This window comes from Flavobacterium endoglycinae, assembly GCF_017352115.1.
Lineage (GTDB): Bacteria > Bacteroidota > Bacteroidia > Flavobacteriales > Flavobacteriaceae > Flavobacterium > Flavobacterium endoglycinae.
Genome location: NZ_CP071448.1, coordinates 3,654,558 through 3,676,271, shown reverse-complemented (window position 1 = coordinate 3,676,271; position 21,714 = coordinate 3,654,558). Strand labels below are relative to the sequence as shown.

The 21,714-nt window shown below is 33.6% G+C and carries 22 protein-coding genes; 5 read left to right on the top strand and 17 right to left on the bottom strand.

What is annotated here, in order from left to right; translation table 11 throughout:
* Position 1: 1 nt before the first annotated feature.
* Positions 2-4,087: a DUF7948 domain-containing protein gene (locus tag J0383_RS16395; protein ID WP_207295057.1), complete on the top strand. Its 4,086-nt coding sequence runs from the start codon at positions 2-4 to the stop codon at positions 4,085-4,087.
* Positions 4,088-4,219: 132 nt separating this feature from the next.
* Here J0383_RS16395 and J0383_RS16390 read toward each other — a convergent pair whose 3' ends face one another.
* From J0383_RS16390 to J0383_RS16380, 3 genes are all read right to left on the bottom strand, one after another.
* Positions 4,220-4,879, bottom strand: a complete 660-nt coding sequence (locus tag J0383_RS16390) for an SdpI family protein (RefSeq protein WP_207295056.1) — start codon at positions 4,877-4,879, stop codon at positions 4,220-4,222.
* Positions 4,880-4,883: 4 nt separating this feature from the next.
* Positions 4,884-5,138 (bottom strand): autorepressor SdpR family transcription factor, encoded by a 255-nt coding sequence (locus J0383_RS16385; RefSeq protein ID WP_207295055.1) that lies wholly within the window; start codon positions 5,136-5,138, stop codon positions 4,884-4,886.
* A gap of 103 nt (positions 5,139-5,241) precedes the next feature.
* The gene (locus J0383_RS16380; protein ID WP_207295054.1) at positions 5,242-6,519 is read right to left on the bottom strand and encodes an MFS transporter; all 1,278 of its coding nucleotides are present in this window, start codon (positions 6,517-6,519) and stop codon (positions 5,242-5,244) included.
* A gap of 273 nt (positions 6,520-6,792) precedes the next feature.
* On the opposite strand from J0383_RS16380, the gene bshC reads away from it, so the two are divergent.
* The 3 genes from bshC to J0383_RS16365 all read left to right on the top strand — a co-directional run bounded on the left by bshC (position 6,793) and on the right by J0383_RS16365 (position 10,439).
* A complete protein-coding gene (gene bshC / locus J0383_RS16375) occupies positions 6,793-8,382 on the top strand; it encodes a bacillithiol biosynthesis cysteine-adding enzyme BshC (protein ID WP_207295053.1) in 1,590 nt (529 codons plus the stop codon).
* Between the two features lie 144 nt (positions 8,383-8,526).
* Complete coding sequence (locus J0383_RS16370; RefSeq protein ID WP_207295052.1) at positions 8,527-9,798, top strand: acyltransferase family protein; 1,272 nt, start codon at positions 8,527-8,529, stop codon at positions 9,796-9,798.
* Positions 9,799-10,019: 221 nt separating this feature from the next.
* Complete coding sequence (locus tag J0383_RS16365; protein ID WP_071634812.1) at positions 10,020-10,439, top strand: nucleoside-diphosphate kinase; 420 nt, start codon at positions 10,020-10,022, stop codon at positions 10,437-10,439.
* 88 nt (positions 10,440-10,527) lie between these two features.
* Here the strand turns inward: J0383_RS16365 and J0383_RS16360 are convergent, their stop codons facing one another.
* From J0383_RS16360 to J0383_RS16350, 3 genes are all read right to left on the bottom strand, one after another.
* The gene (locus J0383_RS16360; protein ID WP_207295051.1) at positions 10,528-11,244 is read right to left on the bottom strand and encodes a hypothetical protein; all 717 of its coding nucleotides are present in this window, start codon (positions 11,242-11,244) and stop codon (positions 10,528-10,530) included.
* A 149-nt stretch (positions 11,245-11,393) separates the two neighbouring features.
* A complete protein-coding gene (locus tag J0383_RS16355; protein ID WP_207295050.1) occupies positions 11,394-11,690 on the bottom strand; it encodes a DUF721 domain-containing protein in 297 nt (98 codons plus the stop codon).
* Entirely contained in the window at positions 11,671-12,111 is a 441-nt protein-coding gene (locus tag J0383_RS16350; protein ID WP_207295049.1) for a hypothetical protein, read from the bottom strand. Before J0383_RS16350 ends, J0383_RS16355 begins: the two co-directional genes overlap by 20 nt.
* Before the next feature lie 221 nt (positions 12,112-12,332).
* Here J0383_RS16350 and J0383_RS16345 point away from each other — a divergent pair, with 221 nt between their 5' ends.
* Positions 12,333-13,403, top strand: coding sequence for a serine hydrolase domain-containing protein (locus J0383_RS16345; protein WP_207295048.1), 1,071 nt, complete (start codon positions 12,333-12,335; stop codon positions 13,401-13,403).
* Between the two features lie 81 nt (positions 13,404-13,484).
* On the opposite strand, the gene J0383_RS16340 is transcribed toward J0383_RS16345, so the two are convergent.
* The 11 genes from J0383_RS16340 to J0383_RS16290 all read right to left on the bottom strand — a co-directional run bounded on the left by J0383_RS16340 (position 13,485) and on the right by J0383_RS16290 (position 21,704).
* Positions 13,485-13,649, bottom strand: coding sequence for a hypothetical protein (locus J0383_RS16340; protein ID WP_207295047.1), 165 nt, complete (start codon positions 13,647-13,649; stop codon positions 13,485-13,487).
* 6 nt (positions 13,650-13,655) lie between these two features.
* Positions 13,656-14,609, bottom strand: coding sequence for a signal recognition particle-docking protein FtsY (gene ftsY, locus J0383_RS16335; protein ID WP_239023087.1), 954 nt, complete (start codon positions 14,607-14,609; stop codon positions 13,656-13,658).
* A 267-nt stretch (positions 14,610-14,876) separates the two neighbouring features.
* A complete protein-coding gene (locus J0383_RS16330) occupies positions 14,877-15,029 on the bottom strand; it encodes a DUF4295 domain-containing protein (RefSeq protein ID WP_012026946.1) in 153 nt (50 codons plus the stop codon).
* Between the two features lie 76 nt (positions 15,030-15,105).
* Positions 15,106-15,288 (bottom strand): 50S ribosomal protein L33, encoded by a 183-nt coding sequence (rpmG, locus tag J0383_RS16325; RefSeq protein ID WP_008253902.1) that lies wholly within the window; start codon positions 15,286-15,288, stop codon positions 15,106-15,108.
* A 27-nt stretch (positions 15,289-15,315) separates the two neighbouring features.
* On the bottom strand, positions 15,316-15,552 hold the full coding sequence (gene rpmB, locus J0383_RS16320; protein WP_008468080.1) for a 50S ribosomal protein L28: 237 nt from the start codon (positions 15,550-15,552) through the stop codon (positions 15,316-15,318).
* Positions 15,553-15,622: 70 nt separating this feature from the next.
* Positions 15,623-16,876, bottom strand: coding sequence for a competence/damage-inducible protein A (locus J0383_RS16315; protein ID WP_207295045.1), 1,254 nt, complete (start codon positions 16,874-16,876; stop codon positions 15,623-15,625).
* Between the two features lie 191 nt (positions 16,877-17,067).
* Entirely contained in the window at positions 17,068-17,412 is a 345-nt protein-coding gene (locus J0383_RS16310; protein WP_012026948.1) for an Hpt domain-containing protein, read from the bottom strand.
* Positions 17,412-18,023: a fumarylacetoacetate hydrolase family protein gene (locus J0383_RS16305; RefSeq protein ID WP_207295044.1), complete on the bottom strand. Its 612-nt coding sequence runs from the start codon at positions 18,021-18,023 to the stop codon at positions 17,412-17,414. Before J0383_RS16305 ends, J0383_RS16310 begins: the two co-directional genes overlap by 1 nt.
* 85 nt (positions 18,024-18,108) lie before the next feature.
* The gene (locus J0383_RS16300) at positions 18,109-18,879 is read right to left on the bottom strand and encodes a 3'-5' exonuclease (protein ID WP_207295043.1); all 771 of its coding nucleotides are present in this window, start codon (positions 18,877-18,879) and stop codon (positions 18,109-18,111) included.
* A gap of 218 nt (positions 18,880-19,097) precedes the next feature.
* Positions 19,098-20,456 carry a dihydrolipoamide acetyltransferase family protein gene (locus tag J0383_RS16295; RefSeq protein ID WP_207295042.1) on the bottom strand — a complete coding sequence of 453 codons (1,359 nt, stop codon included), beginning with the start codon at positions 20,454-20,456 and terminating at the stop codon, positions 19,098-19,100.
* An 84-nt stretch (positions 20,457-20,540) separates the two neighbouring features.
* On the bottom strand, positions 20,541-21,704 hold the full coding sequence (locus tag J0383_RS16290; protein WP_207295041.1) for a glycosyltransferase family 2 protein: 1,164 nt from the start codon (positions 21,702-21,704) through the stop codon (positions 20,541-20,543).
* Positions 21,705-21,714: the final 10 nt, after the last annotated feature.

Here is a 21,714-nt window from a genome sequence, read left to right as displayed (position 1 = left end):
AATGAAAAAGAAATTTACATCTTTATTATTACTGCTTTTTATTTTGGGTTTTTCTCAAAGTAAAAACCAATCTGTAGGTTTTAAAGAAAATAAAGGCCAGATTATAGATCAAAAAGGAAAGCTGAATTCTGCTGTAAAATATTTATTGAACACAGGAGGATTAAATGTTCAATTAAAACAAAATGGTTTTTCGTATGATGTTTATGAAGTAAAAAAGACTCCAATTTCTCCATCTAAAGATCCAAGAAATTCAAGAGAATCTATTTCGCATTTTCATAATAAACCAAAAGACGAAACTGAATACAACTTGGAATATACATTCCACAGAATAGATATCGATTTTCTAAATTCAAATTTAAAAGTTGAATTAATTGCTGAACAAGAATCTGCCGATTTTGACAACTATTACAACGTTCCCAACAAACCAGAAGGAATACATGGTGTTCATCAATATAAACAGATTACGTATAAAAATATTTATCCAAATATTGATGTTGTTTTTACCATTCCTGCTGATCCAAATAAAACAGTCGAATACAATTTCATAATTCGTCCAAAAGGAAAAATTTCTGATATCCAGTTAAAATTTTCTGGCGCCGAAACAGATTTAGTCGATAATAAAATCCAGATGAATGTTCGTTTTGGAAAAATGGAAGAAACACTTCCGGCAAGCTGGATTGAAGATCGAGAAGGCAAAAAAGAAATTACTGTTGCCTACAATAAAATAAAAAAGAATGTTTATGGATTTCGTTCTTTAAATTCATCCGAAGGAAAAACTATTGTGATTGATCCAGTTCCAACCAGACTTTGGGGAACTTATTATGGAGGAAATGACGGGGATTTTTCATCTGCTATTTGCAACGATAAAAGTAACAATGTTTACTTTTCCGGTTATACGCGAAGTACAATAAATATTGCTACTATAGGCTCAATTCCAGAATCAACTTCTTACACATATTATAACGGAATTGGATTTGTTACAAAATTCGATCCAGACGGAGTTAGAATATGGGGAACATATTATTCCGTTATTCCATCAACAATTAAAGTCGATTCTAATTATAATTTATACTTTACAGGAACAGAAGATATTGAAGCAGCAAATGTAACGACTCCTGGTTCACATCAACCTTCAAAAACTATGTATGATTATTCAACAGCATATTTAGTAAAATTAAATTCTTTGGGAGTAAGAGAATGGGGTACTTATTACGGCGATGGACAGTTTGATTTGGGAAATGATCTTTGTTTTGACTCTTTTAACAACGTTTATCTAGTAGGAAAGACTCAGAGTCTTAACAAAATTTCGACTATTGGAAGTTATCAGCCTACTCATGCTGCAGGTTATTTAGATAGTGACGGCTATATTGTCAAGTTTAACCCCCAAGGAGTGAGAGTTTGGGGCACATATTTTGGAGGCACTGGCAATGATGATATTCGCTCATGCAATATTTCTGATGATGGCTTTTTATACATAACAGGAAACACTACAAGTACAGACAATATTGCAACACCCAACTCTTACGAGCCAACTTTTATTGGTTATGGTTCGGCTATGATTGCAAAATTCACATTAAACGGGATGAGAGTTTGGGGTAGCTACTGCAATGGCAGCAGATATTCAACGATAACTAAATCAGTAATTAAACAAAATTATATGTATTTAATTGGTAAAACTGATTCACATACCAGTCTAATAAGCAACAATACATTTAATCCTGCTTTTCAAACTTCTTCATTTTGGTTGGGGTACGATTTCAACAGCTATATTATCAAGTTTGATCTCGATACTCAAAAACAAGTTTGGGGTACTTACTTTGGAGAAATTATACAAGATGTAGTAGTTAACTCAAAAAACAAAGTTATAATTGAAGGTGTGACCGATATTACTAGCGGAATTGCAACAATAGATGCCTATTCAACTGTTCCCCAATATGGAGATGCATACATGATAAAACTTGATGAAAATGGACAAAGAGAATGGGGAACTTACTATGGCGGAAATTTTACTGAAGGAACTAATGGGGCAGCGGATGTAAATAATAAAATATCTTTAGATGAATTAGACAATATATATTTGGTTGGAAATACAAAAAGTTCAAAAGGAATTTCTACCCCTGGAGCACATCAGGAACAGTACACATTGAACTCTTTAGGTGCAATTTATAATGTTTACCTTGCTAAATTCCAAGACTGTCTTTCAAATCCTCAAATAACAAGTAATTCCCCTATTTGCATAGGCAAAACATTAGAACTAAAAGCTTCCGGAGGAACTACTTATTTATGGACAGGTCCAAACGGATTTACATCAACAGATCAGAATCCTACAATTACAAATGCCTCAACACTAAATAGTGGAGAATACAGTTGTTTAATTACTGGAACAGGCGGTTGTGACGATACTAAAAAAGTAAATGTAGTAATTGGCGATATCGAAGCTCCAAGACCAGATTTAGCGACTCTTCCAGCAATAACAGGAGATTGCAATACTACTGTCACAACAATCCCAACCGCTACTGATGCTTGTGCAGGAGTAATAACTGGAACAACTACTGATCCTCTCTCTTACGTGTTGCCAGGTACTTATACAATAGTTTGGAATTATGATGATGGAAATGGAAATATTTCGCATCAAAATCAAACGGTTAATATTACAAGTCAGCCATTACCAACTGCAAATTCTCTACAGACTTTTTGCGTTGAGCAAAATGCGACATTAAACGAAATTCAAATTACGGGACAAAACATTAAATGGTATAGTAACTTAACAGGTGGAACACTTGTATCAAGTACAACAGTCGCTCAAGACAAAGCAACGTATTATGCTTCACAAACCATAAACGGATGCGAAAGCGAAAGAGTTCCTGTTAAGATTAATATTCAGGTTACATTGCCTCCAACAGGAAATGGCACTCAATCATTTTGTACAGCACAAAATCCAACAATTGCCAATATTCAAGTTACTGGAAATTCCATAAAATGGTATGACGCACAAACCAATGGCTCTTTGTTGACCGAAACTACAAATCTGGTTAATGGAAAAACCTATTATGCATCGCAGACAGAAAATAATTGTGAAGGTTCAAGGTTAGGAATTACCGTTTCAATTGTAAATACGCCTTCTGCTCCTTCCGGAAATGCTACTCAATCATTTTGTAAAAGTGAAAATGCCACCTTAAGCAATATTCAGATTTCGGGTCAAAATATAAAATGGTTCGACACTAATTTGTCGGCTTCGGTTTTACCGAATACCACTTTGCTTGAAAACAACAAAACGTATTATGCTTCGCAGACTGTCGGATGTGAAAGTGACAGAACACCAATTCTGGTTCAGATTTATGACACACCATTACCAATAGGAAATGACAATCAGCAATTTTGTATTGATGAAATTGCAACAATCGAGAACATTCAGATAACAGGGACAAATATAAAATGGTATGATGTTGCAGTAAACGGAAATATTTTATCAAACACCGATTTATTACAAAGCACAACTTATTATGCAACTCAAACATTGAACAACTGCGAAAGCAAAAGATTTGCAGTAACGGTAAAAATTCAAGACACACAAATACCAATTGCTGATTCTCCACAACAATTCTGTATTCAGAAAAATGCAAAAATTAGGGATATTAAAATAATAGGACAAAATATTAAGTGGTATCAAACAGCTTCATCTACTATTGGGTTATCCGAAACAACTGAACTTGCAGACGGAATCACGTATTATGCATCACAAACTTCCAGCAATTGTGAAAGCGACAAAATTCCTGTTACTATACATATTCTTGAAGCTACAACTCCGGATTGCATTCATTTTGTGGATGAACTTCCCTACCCTAAATTTTTTACCCCGAATAATGATGGCTATAATGATACATGGACTATTGATTTTATATATTTAGCACCAAATACCGGGATTAGAATTTTTGACCGCTACGGAAAGCTCATCAAAGAATTGCGATTGGACGCTTCTTGGGATGGGACATATCTTGGACATCAGGAACCAGCCAGTGATTATTGGTTTACGGTTACAAGACTAAATGGACAGGAATTTAGAGGACATTTTTCTCTTAAACGATAATAAAAAACAAAAGAGTCTGTATATTCAGACTCTTTTTGTTTTTAATTTACTTTTAACGTGCCATTATATATTTAATAAGCAATGTCATTAGAACAAATACTACTTTTATCATCACTCTTTCAATTAATTGATTTATAAATTTTCTCCTTTTTGCAAGCTGCTATATTTAAAATAAGAATATACAATTGGCATAATTGCCACAATAAGGACAAATGGGAAAAAAACTTTTGAGAAAACAGGCATTTCAAAAACCAGGCTGCTTAAAATGATTAAAAAGCCCGCAATAAACCACAACTTTCCTGCAAAAACATGTGTCAGTTTCCAAACTTCTTCATTTTTTAAAGTCCACGGTGTACGAATTCCGATAAAATAATTGGGACGGATTACTTTAAAATAATTTCCGAAAATCATTAACAATGCGCCAATCATAACAAAAGTGAAATTCGGACTTGAAAAAGATTGATTTTTACTGCTGTACACAATAAACAAAGCCAGAATTGACATAAAAAGAACTAGAAAAAATTTAAGCTGATAAAGCTTCCCTCCCATTAACGTCAATTTTTTTTGGGGATCAATTTTAGTAATCACTGACATGATCACATAAGTCAAAACAGGAAGCATAAAAAGCAAAGCGATTAAAGCCAGTTTATTTCCCCAATTATCAATTTCTCCTTTCGAATTCCAGTGAATAGGTACTCTTTCAGGAAGGCTATTCCAAATTGTTGCCAAATAAACAAAAGGTATCAAAACAATTCCAATTATGGGAAGCTCTTTTTTAAATTCTAGGTTCATTTTATTAATGTTTAAAAGTTAGTATCCATTGTAAAACATCGTCCATGATGGTAGTATTAATGGAATAAATGATGAATTGTCCATTTTTTTCAGACGTAATTAAATCAGCTCTTTTTAGAATATCCAAATGATGCGAAATACTGGGTTTCGAAATATTAAAAGCATCGGCAATTTCTCCTGCCGATCGGTCTTTCTCCTTCAAGAGATCCAAAATCTCCCTTCTTGTGGAATCATTTAAAGCTTTAAAAATTTCATTCATAATATTTAAATATTTAGACAAATATCTAAATACTTTTTTAATGCAAAAAAAAAGCAGCAACTTTTTTAGTTACTGCTTCATTAAAATCTGTAAAATAGTTTTTTTAAAACTTATGTTCGTCTTTGCTGATTACTAAAAATGAAATTAAAGAAATGCAAGCTGCGGCAACTAAATAAAAGCCTACATAACTGACATCATAATTCTTAGCTAGCCAAATCGCAATCATTGGCGCAAAAGCCGCTCCAAGAATTCCTGCCATATTAAATGTTAAAGATGAACCAGAGTAACGAACATTTGTTGGAAACAATTCTGATAAAAAAGTTCCCAAAGGTCCGTAAGTGAATCCCATTAAAGTCATTCCTATACAAGCAAAAATAGTAACCAGAGTAATATTTCCAACACTTAAGAAATACGAAAAGAAAAATCCGAAAACAGCAATACCTGCTGTTGCCGCAATAAGCATTTTACGACGACCAATTTTATCGGCAACAACTGCGGAAATTGGAATAAAAATGGCAAAAAACAATACCGAGAATAATTGTATCAACAAACCATCTCTTTTTACAATACCTAAATCAGAGGTTGCCCAGCTTAGAGTAAATACCGTCATTAAATAGAAAACCAAGAAGGTTGTAATGGCCGCGAAGGTTCCAAAAATCAATTGATTTCTATATAATTTTACCAAAGTTAAAAATGGAACTTTTACTTCTTCTTCATGTTTTTTAGCATTTTCAAATGAAGGCGTTTCTGTAATTTTTGTTCGGATATAAAAACCAACTATTACCAAAAGCGCACTGGCAATAAAGGGAATTCTCCAGCCGTAATCCATAAAATCTTCATTGCTCATAGAATCCGTTAGTAATAAAAAAGTTCCTCCAGAAAGCAGCAATCCAATTGGAGCACCTAATTGCGGAAACATTCCGTACCAAGCACGTTTATGCGGAGGCGCATTTTCAATCGCAAGCAAAACCGCTCCACCCCATTCTCCACCTAAACCAACACCTTGTCCAAATCGGCAGAGCATTAACAATAAAGGCGCGGCAACACCAATGCTGGCATAACTTGGTAAAAAACCAATGGTAACTGTCGAAATTCCCATGGTAAGCAAAGCCGCTACAAGAGTAAATTTACGCCCGATTTTATCGCCATAATGTCCAAAAAAAGCAGAACCTAACGGACGCGCTAAAAATGCAACTGAAAAAGTAGCTAATGATTCCAAAGTCGCCACTGTTGGATCTGAACCTGGAAAAAATAATTGGGGAAAAACCAATACCGCCGCATTGGCAAAAATATAAAAATCAAAAAATTCGATTGTGGTACCAATAAGGCTTCCAAAAAGAACGTGCTTTAATGAGTTCTTCTGATTTGGGGTCGTTTTCATTTTAAAATAGATATAACTTTTTTTTGATTACAAAAATAGAGTTTCATTATTAATAATTCACATTTCCAATAATTAGTTTCGAAACGTCGATAATTATTTAACAAATTTCATGAGTTTTCTATTTTACAAACTCTATTTTAAAACCAAATTAAAAACCTGATTATAGGAACTTTAAATCAAATCCAAAAAAATCAAATCATAAGCAATCGTTAAAAACATTTTTAACTGCATATTTTCATTAAATTTACAGCTGTCAAAAATAAATCTAAAATTATGCCTACCGACTGTATCAGCTACAAAAATTCAGGATATTTCTCTACCTTGATACAAGATTATTTAGATCAAAAACCACATTTACAATCTTTATATAATAATTTTCCAACACTGGAAAACTTCGAAAAACAAATTCAGGAAAAACAATCCAATTTTGATAATAACAACCGAATTCCATTAGTTGAAACGTTAAGAAAGCAATATCAAAACATTGAAATCTCAGATTCGACCAAACATAATATTGAACTCCTTACTCTTCAAAATACATTTACCATTACCACTGGTCATCAATTAAATTTATTTAGTGGTCCCTTATATTTTCTGTATAAAATCATTTCTACGATTAATTTAACCAAAGAATTAAAATCAAAATATCCTTCTAGCAATTTTGTTCCAATTTATTGGATGGCGACTGAAGATCATGATTTTGAAGAAATCAACTATTTTAATTTTAAAGGAAAAAAATTCAGATGGAATAGAGAAAGTACAGGTCCAGTTGGGCGCCTTTCCACCGAAGGTTTAACCGAGTTTTTAGAAATCTATTCTTTAGAACTAGGATCGAGTACTAATGCAAATACCTTAAAAACTCTTTTTGAAGAAGCTTACGTAAAACATGATAATCTCGCTGATGCCACTCGTTTTTTAGCAAATAGTTTATTTGCAAGCCATGGTTTAGTGATTATTGATGCTGATGATGCTAATTTGAAACAAGCATTTATTCCGTACATAAAAGAGGAATTAGAAAAACAGACTTCATTTCATACCGTTCAAAAAACGATTGAAGAATTAAAACAATATACTGTTCAGGTAAATCCTCGTGAGATTAATTTATTTTATATTGAAGATAATCTTCGCGAAAGAATCATTTTTGAAAATGATAAATACCTTGTAAACAATACTAAAATCTCATTTTCTAAAGAAGAAATTCTACACTTACTAAATAGCAATCCTGAAAAATTCAGTCCAAATGTGATTATGCGTCCATTGTATCAGGAAATAATTCTGCCGAATTTATGTTACATTGGCGGAGGCGGAGAAATTGCATACTGGCTGGAATTAAAATCTTTTTTTGATGCTGTAAAAATCACTTTTCCAATGCTTTTAGTTCGTAATTCAGTTTTATTAGCAACCGAAAAACAAGCCAAAAAAGCCGATAGTTTAAATTTAAGCTGGAAAGATTTATTCACAAAACAGGAAAATTTAGTAAACGAGATTACACACAAAATTTCAGCTTTCCCGATTGATTTAACTGCTCAAAAAGAAACGCTGAAAACGCAATTTGAATATCTTTACAATCTAGCCAATCAAACTGACAAATCATTTTCGGGAGCTGTAAAAGCCCAAGAAGTAAAACAGATGAAAGGTTTAGAAAATTTAGAAAAACGATTATTAAAAGCACAAAAAAGAAAACTAAACGATCAATTGCAACGTGTAATAGATCTTCAATGTGAACTGTTTCCAAATAATGGTTTACAAGAGCGTCAAAGCAATTTTTCTGAATTTTATTTAGAAAAAGGCGAACAATTAATACCGCTCTTAATGCAGAAACTAAAACCTTTAGAAATGAATTTTAACATTGTAATCATTTAAGACACAAGGCACGATTGCATTCGTGTCAAATAATATAGTAATAATTACGAGAAACAAATAACCACCTATCTTCTCAAAATTATTACTCCCATAAACCAAATAGCGATTATTAAAATTATTAACTAACCAATTTACCCAAAACCAATGGTAAAAGAACGCTTAATTTCGCTAGATGTCTTTCGCGGACTCACTATTTTATTAATGACAATTGTCAACAATCCCGGAGACTGGGGCAATGTGTATTCGCCGCTGCTTCACGCCGAATGGAACGGATGTACGCCAACCGACTTAGTTTTTCCCTTTTTTGTATTTATAATGGGGGTCGCAGTTCCGCTGGCAATGCCCGACAAGTTTTACGACGACACCACTTTCAATAAAATCCTGATTCGTTCCTTGCGAATGTTTTGTTTGGGGATTTTCTTTAACTTTTTCGGAAAAATCCAATTATTTGGACTTGAAGGAATTCCGCTTTTAATAGGACGTTTAGCTATAACGATCGCTGTTGGTTACGCTTTAATGGGAAGTTTTAGTCCTAAAGTCAAAAATATTTTAGCCTTTTCAATTCTGTTTATTTATCTGTTTCTGGCTTACAGCGGTATCGAAGCCTATCATGATGTAAGGCTTCCAGGAGTTTTACAGCGAATTGCGATTGTTTACTTTGTAGTTTCTCTTTTGTATCTAAAAACATCACAGAAAACACAAATTATAACCGGAGCAGTTTTATTATTAGGTTATTGGGCTGCAATGACCTTAATTCCTGTTCCTGGAATTGGAGAAGCGAATCTTGATAAGGGAACAAACCTTGCGGCTTGGGTCGATAGCATTTTGCTAAAAGGTCATATGTATCGAGGTACTGTAACTTGGGATCCTGAAGGAATTTTAAGCACGCTGCCTTCAATCGTAAACGGAATTATTGGTCTTTTGGTTGGTCAGGTTTTACAGCGTGATACCACTAAAATTCTGAAAGCACAAAAAATGGGAATCGCAGGAACTGTGCTTATCTTTTTAGGATTAATGTGGGATTTGGTTTTTCCAATCAACAAATCAATCTGGACAAGCAGTTATGTTTTATACACAACTGGATTGGCAACAGTTTTCCTGACAATTCTATATTATACAATTGATATTGCCGATTATAAAAAAGGATTCAAACCTTTCTTAATCTGGGGAGTTAACCCAATGATTGTATTTTTTACATCGCAGATTATTCCGCAGGCTTTGGTAATGATCGAATTTCAAAATCCGCATAATCCCTCAGAAAAAATCAACTTACTCAATTATCTCTACAAGTTCTGGATAGCACCATTTTTTAGTAATCCAATGACTGCTTCACTTGCAGGAGCATTAGTGTATGTTTGTATCTGGACTTTCATTCTGTGGATATTCTACAGAAATAAATTGATTTTCAAAGTATAAATTTAATCAACCATAAGTCATTTAAGTTCATTGCAGCAAAACCGAATAGTTTCATAAGCAATAAATTTACACAAAGTAATTAAATGGACTTATATTACTTATGCGGTTCGAAGAAAAAGTTTTTTAGTCAAAACATTATTCTCAAACGTTTTAATTATGAATTTATTAAAAACAATTCATAAAAAAAGTCTACTTTTGCACAAAATTTAATAAAATATAAAATGGCAACAAATAGAACTTTTACAATGATTAAACCAGATGCTGTTGCAAACGGACACATCGGGAATATCTTAGCAATGATTACTAATGGTGGTTTCAAAATCGTTTCTTTAAAATTAACTCAATTAACTGTAGCTGATGCTAAAGCATTCTATGCAGTTCACGCAGAAAGACCTTTCTACGGAGAATTAGTTGAATTTATGTCACGCGGACCAATTGTTGCTGCAATTTTAGAAAAAGAAAACGCAGTAGAAGATTTCAGAACTTTAATTGGAGCTACAAACCCAGCTGAAGCTGCTGAAGGAACTATTCGTAAAGCATACGCAACTTCTATTGGAGAAAATGCAGTTCACGGATCTGACAGCGACGAAAACGCTGCTATCGAATCAGCATTCCACTTTGCAGGAAGAGAGCAGTTTTAATTTTTAGAGCTTAGATTGCTAAACCTAATCCATAAAAACAAAAAAATCCATTTCAATTGAAATGGATTTTTTTTATATCAAATATCGATTAAAGCTTGTCTGACTTTTTAACGATTTTCTCAATTTTTTCATCAAGATCCTTCAAAAGTTCTTCCAAGGCACTTTCGCACATAGGCAATACTTTTTCAAGACTTAAAACAGGAACTCCACCTACAATCGCACCAGTTTTCTTAGAAGTTGCACCTTCAGAAAAAGCAAATACTTTTTTTCCTGTTTTATCATACAAAGCAATTCTTGCATAAGCTTTCATTTTTACAGTTCCAGTTCCACCAACAGCGAATCCTTTCACTACAGCGAAATGAATTTCTGTAAATAAAACGCCATCAGCTACGTCTTTAAATATTTGAGCAGATGCTTCTTCATTTGCAGAACCATTAATTCCTTCATAAATATATTTGTATCCAGGATAGTTAATAATAGTACCATTTTCTCCACCTTCTCTTGCAAATTTAGGAGTAAAAGCAATGTATTCTGGCTTTTGGGTTACATCAGTTTCTGGAAGTAATTCAAAAGGGAATTTTTTAGAATAATCATTAAAAAATGCATTGTGGTATTTCTCTAAAATTGGAGAAAGATTAAAGTTTGGATTGTTTCCTAAGTCAGCAATAGCAGCTAATCCGTTTAAACCTAATTCAGAAAGATCTATCGTTTTGTCTGTGTAAAAAGAAACAACAGCAACCTTCTTCTTTTGAGAATAACCAGTTAAAGCAAACAATACAGTTAAAATAAGTAAAATTCTTTTCATGTGTTTTTAAATTGTTTTTGGATTAATTAATTTACGATATATTTTAAAAAATAAAAGTGCTCAAATGTATCGTAAAAAAAACACTTCCAAAACAGGAAGTGTTAAATTCATTTTAAAATCAGAACTAATCTTATTAAAAACACGCTGGATTATCGTAAAACCACATCTTTAACTACTTCTCTACCCAACTCTTCATTAATCATTTTAACAATTTTCGATTTTCCGTGACTTAATTCCTCACGCAAAACAGCCGATCCCAATTCAACATACAAAGTACTGCCCTTCAAAACAACATTTCTGGTATACGTATTTACACCATTTCCCATTAATTGTCTCCATGCCTCACGCACGTCGATTTGATCCATTCCAGGCTGCAATTTATTCACCTGAATGATTTGCTGCAAAACTGCACCAATTGTACTTTCGTTATTTAGTCTTTTCGCCATCTTTCAACAAATTTACAGGTCCCGCCTTTTTATAATGATATTCTTTATTCTGATCATTTTTCACCACAAATTGATCATCCGAAATCGAAATTAACTCTTCACTCCATTTCGCATAATCTGTTTTATAATCCAGAAAAGTTCCCTTATCTGTAAACCGAACCGAAAAATTTTCAAAAGTATCTGTAGTTAAAAAAGTCCCATCAAGCTGCGCCATAACTTTCGTTCGCGTTCCTTTATTTCCTTTCACTTGAAGGTAATCAAAATTTTCATTCATTCCATACGCCTTCTCCTCACCTTTATCAAAAACCACTTTTTCAATTTCCCAATATCCATTTAATTTCGCAATATCTGCTGGTTTTATTTCCTGTTTGCAACTCACAAACAATAAAGACAAAACCAAAATCATAAAAGTGTTTTTCATAATAATCATATCATTTATTAGAAGCTTATTCCTGCTGTACGCTGTATCTTTTTCTGTCTAAAGAAGCCAGAAAAAGGATGCCGCTCCCATCAGGGCTAGACTTCGTTTTCAAAAGAAAAATTCGTAATCTGCAAAGTTAATCTATAAGAAATAAAAAATTACAAATCCCATTAAACTATTTTGCATATTTTTGGTCAAAGCCCAAACTAAAACCAAAAACCATGAACCGAATCATTTGTATTGTACTGACAGCCTTATTGTGCATAAGCTGCAGTAAAGACACAGCCGAACCAGATCCTGTACCAACACCATCAGAAAGCATGTATTTCCCACCTTTAACCGGAACAACTTGGGAAACCAGATCTATTGCTGATTTAAAATGGAATCAAACCGCAGTACAGCCTTTATTGGATTATCTTGAACTTAAACATTCTAAATCTTTTATTATTTTAATAAACGGCAGAATCGTTCTCGAAAATTATTTCAACGGACATTCAGCTACAACAAACTGGTATTGGGCCAGCGCCGGAAAAACGTTAACTTCAACTGTTACCGGAATTGCTCAGCAAGAAAATCTGCTTAACATCAACAACAAAGTTTCACAATATTTAGGAACAGGATGGACAAGCGAAACTTTAGCCAAAGAAAATTTAATCACCTGCAAACATTTACTATCCATGACATCCGGTCTTGACGACAGCACAGACGATGTTGACCCCGCCAGTTTAATCTATAAAGCCGATGCTGGAACACGATGGGCGTATCATAATGTATATGTAAAACTTCAGGACGTTGTAGCACAAGCCAGCGGACAAACTTGGGAGAATTATTTTAATGCGAAATTACGAGACAAAATTGGAATGAACGGCACTTGGGTACAACTTGGTGTAAATAGTGTTTACACCAGCACAACCAGAAGCATGGCGCGTTTCGGATTATTAATGCTCAACAAAGGAAAATGGGAAAACAACGAAATTCTAAACGAAACATATTTTAATGAAGCTACAACTACTTCACAAAATATTAATTTAGGATACGGCTATTTATGGTGGCTAAACGGAAAAACTTCTTATCATTTACCACAATCACAGCTTACTTTTCAAGGGAGTGTAATTCCAACAGGACCAAACGATATGTTTATGGCGCTGGGTAAAAATGATCAGAAAATTTACGTTGTTCCAAGTAAAAAAATGGTCGTAATCAGAATGGGTGATGCTGCTGACAATGTTAATCTGGCGTTATCTGATTTCGATAAAACTTTATGGGAAAAGATTAGCGCTTTATACCAATAAAAAAAGAACTTTTAAATAAAAGTCATCAAAATCTTTTATTTAAAAGCTCAATATTTTTAGAATTTATATTTTACTAAAACTCTAGCGATTAGTCCCTATTCTTTTAAGAACTCCCAAAAAGAATAAAATTACTCCTAAAACCAGTAAAACATAATAAACTGAAATATTAGTACCTTTCAATACGTTTGCAAAAACAAAACATATTACGCTGGCAAAATAGAACGTAACAGCCGATATATTTTTCATTATAAATTATTTAAAGAAACTATCAACGAATTCGTATTTATTAAAGACTTGCAAATCTTCAATTCCTTCGCCAACACCAATGTATTTTACAGGAATTTTAAATTGATCCGAAATTCCAATTACAACACCACCTTTTGCAGTTCCGTCTAATTTAGTAACAGCTAGTGAAGTCACTTCGGTAGCTGCTGTAAATTGTTTGGCTTGTTCAAAAGCATTTTGTCCTGTAGAACCATCTAAAACCAAAAGCACATCGTGAGGAGCATCGTCAACAACCTTCTGCATCACACGTTTTACTTTCGTTAATTCGTTCATCAAATTAATTTTGTTATGAAGACGTCCTGCAGTATCAATAATCACTACATCGGCATTTTGAGCCACTGCCGACTGTAAAGTATCAAATGCTACAGAAGCTGGATCACTCCCCATTTGTTGTCTTACAATAGGCACATCTACACGATCAGCCCAAACTTGCAATTGATCGATTGCTGCTGCTCGGAAAGTATCAGCTGCACCTAAAACTACTTTGTGTCCGGCTTTTTTAAACTGGTAAGCCAATTTACCAATAGTAGTCGTTTTTCCTACTCCATTTACTCCTACTACCATTAAAACATACGGTTTTTTATCTTTCGGAATTTCAAATTCAGTAGCTTCACCAGTATTAGTTTCAGATAAAAGAGCACCAATTTCATCACGCAGAATTTGGTTTAACTCATCTGTTCCTAGATATTTATCTTCAGATACTCTTTTTTCAATTCTTTCAATAATTTTCAATGTTGTATTAACACCAACATCAGATGCTACCAAAACTTCTTCCAGATTATCTAAAACATCATCATCGACTTTAGATTTTCCAGCAACAGCTTTGCTTAACTTAGAGAAAAAAGTAGTTTTTGTTTTTTCAAGACCTTTGTCTAAAGTCTCTTTTTTTTCGGTAGAGAATAATTTTTTAAAAAAACTCATTTTTTTATTTATTGTTAGTTCCAGATGGTTTCTTTTAAGTTTTGAAACCATCTCTATGTCTATAGAATGCCTATTGTTTTTAATGTAACCCGACAGGAACGATATCCTTTGCCTGGCTTCTTTAGACAGGTAAAGATAAAGAGTATGGCGGGAACAAATGTTTAAAAAAACACAAATTTGCGGTGTTCCTATAAAATTTTAAACAAATATAAAAATAAAAAAGCTACTTCCGAAAGAAAGCAGCTTTTCTATATGATGTGATTGTAATTATTTCTTTTTCAAGAATTCATCAACTAATTCAGGAGCCATAATAGATTCAACGAATATATATGCACCAGTTTTTGGAGATTTTACCATTTTGATGGCTTTTGATAATCTCTTAGAAGATGTTTGTAACGATGCTACGGTTTTCTTTGCCATGATTCAAATGTTATTTGAAGTTTTTATAAAACTCAAATGGCAAAACAACCATTGAGATTTACAAAATCTCTAATTATTACTTAATTTCTTTATGAACAGTTACTCTTTTTAAGATTGGATTAAATTTTTTAATCTCTAATCTGTCTGGAGTATTTTTTTTGTTCTTAGTTGTAATATATCTAGAAGTTCCTGGAACACCAGAAGTTTTGTGCTCAGTACATTCTAAAATTACTTGGATTCTATTACCTTTCTTTGCCATCTTGCTATATATTTATTTAGGAAAAGATTATTTGATAAATCCTTCTGACTGTGCTTTTTTCAAAACAGCAGTGATTCCGTTTTTATTAATTGTTTTTATCGTAGATGCTGCTACTCTAAGAGTAATCCATCTATCTTCTTCTGGAAGATAAAAACGCTTTTTAACTAAGTTTACAGAAAACTTTCTCTTAGTTTTGTTCATAGCGTGAGAAACGTTATTTCCTACCATCGCTCTTTTACCTGTAAGGTCACAAACTCTTGACATTATACTTATCTTTTATCGTTATTCAAAATCAGGGTGCAAAGAAAAGAAAAATAAACCATTGTACCAAAATTTATCGAACAATTTTTAAAATTTCTTTTTGCAGTATTTCCAAACTCTTAACAGTTGCCCTATCTATCACTTTTTCACGTGGTTGTCCAAAGTTAAATTCCTCAGTAATTACACCTTCAGGCGTTGCTAAGGCTATAAAAACGGTTCCAATTTCAGCATCTGAATCCCCCTTAGAAGGCCCTGCATTGCCAGTCGTTGCTAGCGCATAATCCGTTTTCAGTAATTTTTTAACGTTCTGTGCCATAGCAGATGCCACTTCGGCACTTACTACTGAAAATTGATCTACCAATTCCTGTGGAATTCCCAAAACATTTACCTTAACTTCAGTCGCATACGAAACAACACTTCCTTTAAAATAAGAAGAAGATCCCGGAACACTTGATAAAAGCGATGCTATTTTTCCGCCCGTACAGCTTTCCGCCGTTGCTACGGTTTGATTTTGTTTTGCCAGCAGTTTTCCAACAACTGTTTCTATGGTTTCATTTTCTTCATATCCTACTATAATATCATGAATTATAGCATCTAGAGAACGTACATTGCTTTCAATTGCTTCTTCTAGTTTTTCCTTATTGGTTCCGCGTGCTGTTAAACGCAGGCGAACTCGTCCCGGATTTGGCAGATAAGCCAATTTTATAAATTCAGGCAGATTGTTTTCCCATTGTTCGATACGTTCTGCAACTAAACTTTCTCCTTGACCATACGTTAAAATAGTTTTATGAATAATATAAGGTCGTTCGTATTCGCGGACAAGTTTAGGAATTATTTCATTTTCGACCAGATATTTCATTTCATACGGCACACCCGGAAGCGAAACAAAAACGGTATTTTCCTTTTTCATCCACATCCCCGGAGCGGTTCCCATTTTATTATGCAGAACGGTGCATTTTGACGGAACAAGTGCCTGATCTTTATTCAACTGCGAAATTGGTCTCTTATAAAAACCTTCAATCAATTGTGTTACGTGTGCTAAAACTTCTGGATTAACCACCAGTTCGTCATTAAAATATTCACAGAAAGTTTTTTTAGTAACATCATCCTTTGTTGGCCCAAGACCTCCAGTTACAATTACAATGTCAACTTTATTCTGCAATTGTTTAAATGTATTCAAAATATGCTGTTTATCATCGCTTATTGAAATCATTTCATGCGTTTCAACACCTATGCGATCCAGCTCTTTGGCAATGAAATTAGAATTTGTATCTACAATCTGACCAATTAAAATTTCATCTCCAATCGTAACAATAACTGCTTTCATGTGAATTATTTTTTACACTCTATTTATTGAGCCATTAATTTATGAAGTGGTTCTTTTGTTTCTGTTTCGTTTTTGGGGAAGTAAAACGTATTACAAGAATATGGTGTGGTATGATATTCTGAAACAAAAGTTATTTTCTGAAAATCAGAAAAGAGACCTGATTCTTTTAAACGAATCAGGTCGTTTTATTTTTATAAATCAAAGTCTTTTTTGATTTCCTTAATCGCGTCTTTCACCTGTACTTTTATGCTTTTAAAAGTTTCTATGATGTCCTTTTTCTTTCCTTCTGCTTTTGTCCAAGCTTCAACCTGAAGGATTTCTTCAAAAGCAACATTTAACCCCATTAAATCTAATGTAGGCTTGATTTTGTGTGCATAAGAATAGGCATATTTATGATCCTTTTTCTTGATTCCTTCTTTGATTTGTTTTAAATCTTCTGGAACTTCTGTAACAAATAATTTTAGAATTTCGTTTACAAATTCGGGATCATTATCTGAAAGCGCATACACTTTCGAAAGGTTGTACTTTAAAGCCATTATTTTACTTGTATTCTAAATAATTTTTTATCTTCTAAAAAGCCTTCTAAAATATCGTTCGGTTTAACTGGTCCTACACCTGCCGGCGTTCCTGTAAAAATAATATCTCCTATTTTCAATGTAAAAAACTGAGACACATACGAAATAAGCTCATCAATCTTCCAAAGCATTAAACTTGTATTTCCTATTTGAGCTGTTTCTGAATTCTTTTTGAGTTCAAACGTAAGGTTTTCTAACGAAACAAAATCACTTTTTGGTAAAAAATCTCCAATAACTGCCGATCCGTCAAATGCTTTTGCTTTTTCCCACGGAAGTCCTTTTGCTTTCAATTTATCTTGTAAGTCTCTGGCTGTAAAATCGATACCCACACTTATATCATCATAATATTTGTGTGCAAACTTAGGCTCGATGTACTTGCCTACTTTGTTAATTTTCACAATTATTTCTAATTCGTGATGAACTTCTTCAGAAAATTCGGGAATTACAAACGGATGCTGCTTCAATAACACTGCCGAATCTGGTTTCATAAACACCACCGGTTCGTCTGGACGTTCGTTTTTCAGCTCTTCAATATGATTGGTATAATTTCTACCGATACAAATAATCTTCATTTCTTTTATAGGTTCTAAGATTCTAAGACACTAAGATTCTAAGGTAAAAAACTTAACAACCTTAGAACCTTAGTACCTCAGCACCTTATTTCGTATTTAATTTTCTCAATTTTATTCCCGTCAACACCTTTTTGGTATACAGAGGAAAATCTGCGTTTTGAATCCAGCTGAAATATCCTGGCTCAGTTTCTAACACTTTTTCTACTTTGGCACCTTTATGTTTTCCGAAAGTAAAAATCTCTTCATTATCATTGTCAAAAGCAATCATTCCAGCGAAATCAGCTATCTTTTTACGAGTGGTAAATTCAGATAAAGATTTCATGTCGTTTTCCAGTTCAGGATAACGATCCAGCTGCGCTTTTAAAATTTCGTAAGTTGCCATCGTATCTGCTTCTGCTGAATGCGCATTGTCTAGATTTTTTCCGCAATAAAACTTCAAAGCAGCACTTAATGTGCGTTCTTCCATTTTGTGAAAAATAGTCTGAACATCAACAGAAACTTTATTTTTCATATCGAAATCAACTCCTGCGCGAAGCAGTTCTTCTGCTAATAACGGAATATCGAATCGGTCTGAATTAAATCCTCCAAGATCGCTGTCTTTAATCATATTGTGGATATGCGGAGCCAATTCTGCAAAAGTAGGTTCGTTTGCTACTTTTTCATCGGTTATTCCGTGAACAGCAGTTGTCTGCGGAGGAATTGGAATTGTTGGATTAACCAGCCAGGTTTTACTTTCTTTATTTCCGTTTGGGAAAACTTTAAATATTGAAATCTCTACAATTCGATCTTTACCTATATCAATTCCAGTTGTTTCAAGATCAAAAAAGCAGATTGGTTTGTTAAGTTTTAATTCCATTTTTAATTTTTATAAGAATTACAAATGTAATTTTAAAAGGCGAATTTTCCGCCCCAAATTCTATTTTTTTGACCAAAATAAGGCTATTTTTCGAATTTTAACTTTAAAAAAACGTGTAAAAAAAGCATTAAAAATAGATTTTCCCAATTTCTTAAAAAAGAAAAACCCGAAAAAACGTTCTCGTTTTTTCGGGTTCTGAATGTATTTTTAGGAATATATTAGAAATCTCTATCTACATCAAAAGCTTCTAAATATTCTGCTACTCTTTTCACAAAACTTCCTCCTAATGCACCATCAACCACTCTATGATCGTAAGAGTGTGACAAGAACATTTTCTGACGGATTCCGATGAAATCTCCTTCTGGAGTTTCGATAACTGCAGGTACTTTACGAATAGCTCCAAGTGCTAAAATGCCGACTTGAGGCTGATTGATAATTGGAGTTCCAAAAACGCTTCCAAAAGTTCCTACGTTTGTAACTGTATACGTTCCACCTTGAGTATCGTCTGGTTTTAGTTTTCCTGCTTTTGCACGGTTTCCTAAATCGTTAACCGCTTTTGCCATTCCAACAAGGTTTAACTGATCTGCATTTTTAATTACAGGAACAATTAAATTCCCATTTGGTAACGCAGCCGCCATTCCTAAGTTGATGTTTTTCTTTTTGATGATATAATCGCCATCAACAGAAATATTCATTCCAGGGAAATCTTTTAATGCTTTCGCAACAGCTTCCATCATAATTGGCGTAAAAGTAAGTTTTTCACCTTCTCTTTTTTCAAAAGCTGCTTTTACTTTATCTCTCCATTTTACAATGTTGGTTACGTCAACTTCAATAAAAGACTGAACGTGAGCCGAAGTCTGTACAGAAGCGACCATATATCCTGAGATTAGTTTACGCATTCTATCCATTTCGACAATTTCATCAGCTCCGTTTACAGAAACCGGAACTGCCTGCTGACTTTTCTGAACCGCAGGTTCTGCCGCTTTTGGTGTTTCCGCAGCCACTTTTGGCGCTTCAACAGCTGGTTTTGGAGCTTCTTCAACAGCTTTTGGCGTTTCTACAACTCCAGATTTACGGTCGTCTATGTATTTTAAAATATCTTCTTTAGTTACTCGGCCATCTTTTCCTGAACCTTGAATATTTTCAAGTTCAGTAACAGAAACTCCTTCTTCTTTTGCAATATTTTTTACTAACGGAGAGAAGAATTTCTCAGAACCAGAAAAATCCTGAGGTGCCGTATTTTCTTTTACTGCTTCAATTGATTTTTCAATTTCTACAGCTTCTGCCGGAGCAGCAATTTCTTGCGGTGCCGTTTTTGCAGCTGGTTCATCACCGCCTTCAGTTTCGATAATTGCAATTGTCTGCCCTACCTGAACTAAATCATCTTTGCCAAATAATTGTTCAACCAAAATTCCTGATACTTCACTTGGCACTTCACTGTCAACTTTATCCGTTGCAATTTCCAGTACTGCTTCATCAGCTTCAATTTTGTCTCCCACTTCTTTCAACCAGTTGGTTATGGTTGCTTCAGCGACGCTCTCTCCCATTTTAGGAAGCTTTAATTCAAATCTTGCCATATTGTTATTCTAAAGGGTGATTTTGATTTTCTGATTGCGAAATTACTGAAAATTTTGAATATAAATTTCACTTAATATAATTTTTTACTCAATTTTCATGATTTGCCCCCTGTCATTTCTAGAATTACTTCCAATACTAAAACTTGTTCTTTTAGGGAAAATCTTAAAAGTAATGTTCTTATCTTTAAGAGTTTCTATGATATTGATACATTTTTTGAATGAAATATAGTGATTATCCAAAATGATCTCTGTCTTTTTACCCTTTAAAATCAGCGACGAATTTACCATTTTTTCCTTTTTGAAATCTAAAAAACTAACTTTATTTTCTAAAATCGAAGCCAGTTTTTCAAACAAATTCGTATTTTCTGAATACAAAATATAACTTTCTGGCAATGGTTTTACTTTTGGTTTTCCTTGAAACATTTTTACAAATGAAAAAATCCAGATTCCTATTTGAATAAAAAAACTAAAAAACCATGATTTTTTAAAATGTTTCTCATAGAAAAAGTTCATCGCATCTTGAAAACGTTTCATATACAATTCATCTTTTATCGTACTTTCTCCTTTATAATGCAGCACTGTCGTTTCATGAAAATAATAATTGGATTTTTTAAGCTGTAAAACGCGGTATGACAAATCAATATCATCGGCATACATAAAGCAATTTTCATCAAAACCGTTTACGTCGAGATATAATTTTCTTTCCATAAACATAAAAGCGCCTACGAGAATTTCTACTTTTCCAGTTTGATTTTCATCGATGTGCTGGGCGTAATATTGATTGAAAAGTTTTGATTTTGGCGCTATTTTATACAATCCGAAAATCTTGGTAAATGCCACCCACGGAGTTGGAATTCCGCGTTTACTTTCGGGCAGAAAACTTCCAGTTCCGTCAATTAATTTACAGCCCACGATTCCGAGGTTTTGCTTTTCTTCGGCGAAAGCCAAAATTTTCACAAAAGTATCATCAGCAACAACAGTATCCGGATTTAGAATACAAATGTATTTTCCGCGCGCTTGTTCAACTCCTATATTATTGCCTTTTGGAAAACCGAAATTTTCTTTGTTTTCAATGAGTTTTACATTGGGGAATTTACTTTTCATCATCAAACAGCTGTCGTCAGATGAATTATTATCGATTACTATTATTTCGGCATCAAGTTCGGCGATTGCTTCCTGAACGCTTAAAACGCATTGTTCCAGAAAGTAACGTACATTATAATTAAGTATAATTACCGATAACTGCATGAAAAAAATA

What these genes read in the sequence shown, in the direction of transcription:
- J0383_RS16395 (WP_207295057.1), top strand. Translation starts at nt 2, where the DNA reads ATGAAAAAGAAATTTACATCTTTATTATTACTGCTTTTTATTTTGGGT.
- J0383_RS16390 (WP_207295056.1), bottom strand. Translation starts at nt 4,879, where the DNA reads ATGAACCTAGAATTTAAAAAAGAGCTTCCCATAATTGGAATTGTTTTG.
- J0383_RS16385 (WP_207295055.1), bottom strand. Translation starts at nt 5,138, where the DNA reads ATGAATGAAATTTTTAAAGCTTTAAATGATTCCACAAGAAGGGAGATT.
- J0383_RS16380 (WP_207295054.1), bottom strand. Translation starts at nt 6,519, where the DNA reads ATGAAAACGACCCCAAATCAGAAGAACTCATTAAAGCACGTTCTTTTT.
- bshC (WP_207295053.1), top strand. Translation starts at nt 6,793, where the DNA reads ATGCCTACCGACTGTATCAGCTACAAAAATTCAGGATATTTCTCTACC.
- J0383_RS16370 (WP_207295052.1), top strand. Translation starts at nt 8,527, where the DNA reads ATGGTAAAAGAACGCTTAATTTCGCTAGATGTCTTTCGCGGACTCACT.
- J0383_RS16365 (WP_071634812.1), top strand. Translation starts at nt 10,020, where the DNA reads ATGGCAACAAATAGAACTTTTACAATGATTAAACCAGATGCTGTTGCA.
- J0383_RS16360 (WP_207295051.1), bottom strand. Translation starts at nt 11,244, where the DNA reads ATGAAAAGAATTTTACTTATTTTAACTGTATTGTTTGCTTTAACTGGT.
- J0383_RS16355 (WP_207295050.1), bottom strand. Translation starts at nt 11,690, where the DNA reads ATGGCGAAAAGACTAAATAACGAAAGTACAATTGGTGCAGTTTTGCAG.
- J0383_RS16350 (WP_207295049.1), bottom strand. Translation starts at nt 12,111, where the DNA reads ATGAAAAACACTTTTATGATTTTGGTTTTGTCTTTATTGTTTGTGAGT.
- J0383_RS16345 (WP_207295048.1), top strand. Translation starts at nt 12,333, where the DNA reads ATGAACCGAATCATTTGTATTGTACTGACAGCCTTATTGTGCATAAGC.
- J0383_RS16340 (WP_207295047.1), bottom strand. Translation starts at nt 13,649, where the DNA reads ATGAAAAATATATCGGCTGTTACGTTCTATTTTGCCAGCGTAATATGT.
- ftsY (WP_239023087.1), bottom strand. Translation starts at nt 14,609, where the DNA reads ATGAGTTTTTTTAAAAAATTATTCTCTACCGAAAAAAAAGAGACTTTA.
- J0383_RS16330 (WP_012026946.1), bottom strand. Translation starts at nt 15,029, where the DNA reads ATGGCAAAGAAAACCGTAGCATCGTTACAAACATCTTCTAAGAGATTA.
- rpmG (WP_008253902.1), bottom strand. Translation starts at nt 15,288, where the DNA reads ATGGCAAAGAAAGGTAATAGAATCCAAGTAATTTTAGAATGTACTGAG.
- rpmB (WP_008468080.1), bottom strand. Translation starts at nt 15,552, where the DNA reads ATGTCAAGAGTTTGTGACCTTACAGGTAAAAGAGCGATGGTAGGAAAT.
- J0383_RS16315 (WP_207295045.1), bottom strand. Translation starts at nt 16,876, where the DNA reads ATGAAAGCAGTTATTGTTACGATTGGAGATGAAATTTTAATTGGTCAG.
- J0383_RS16310 (WP_012026948.1), bottom strand. Translation starts at nt 17,412, where the DNA reads ATGGCTTTAAAGTACAACCTTTCGAAAGTGTATGCGCTTTCAGATAAT.
- J0383_RS16305 (WP_207295044.1), bottom strand. Translation starts at nt 18,023, where the DNA reads ATGAAGATTATTTGTATCGGTAGAAATTATACCAATCATATTGAAGAG.
- J0383_RS16300 (WP_207295043.1), bottom strand. Translation starts at nt 18,879, where the DNA reads ATGGAATTAAAACTTAACAAACCAATCTGCTTTTTTGATCTTGAAACA.
- J0383_RS16295 (WP_207295042.1), bottom strand. Translation starts at nt 20,456, where the DNA reads ATGGCAAGATTTGAATTAAAGCTTCCTAAAATGGGAGAGAGCGTCGCT.
- J0383_RS16290 (WP_207295041.1), bottom strand. Translation starts at nt 21,704, where the DNA reads ATGCAGTTATCGGTAATTATACTTAATTATAATGTACGTTACTTTCTG.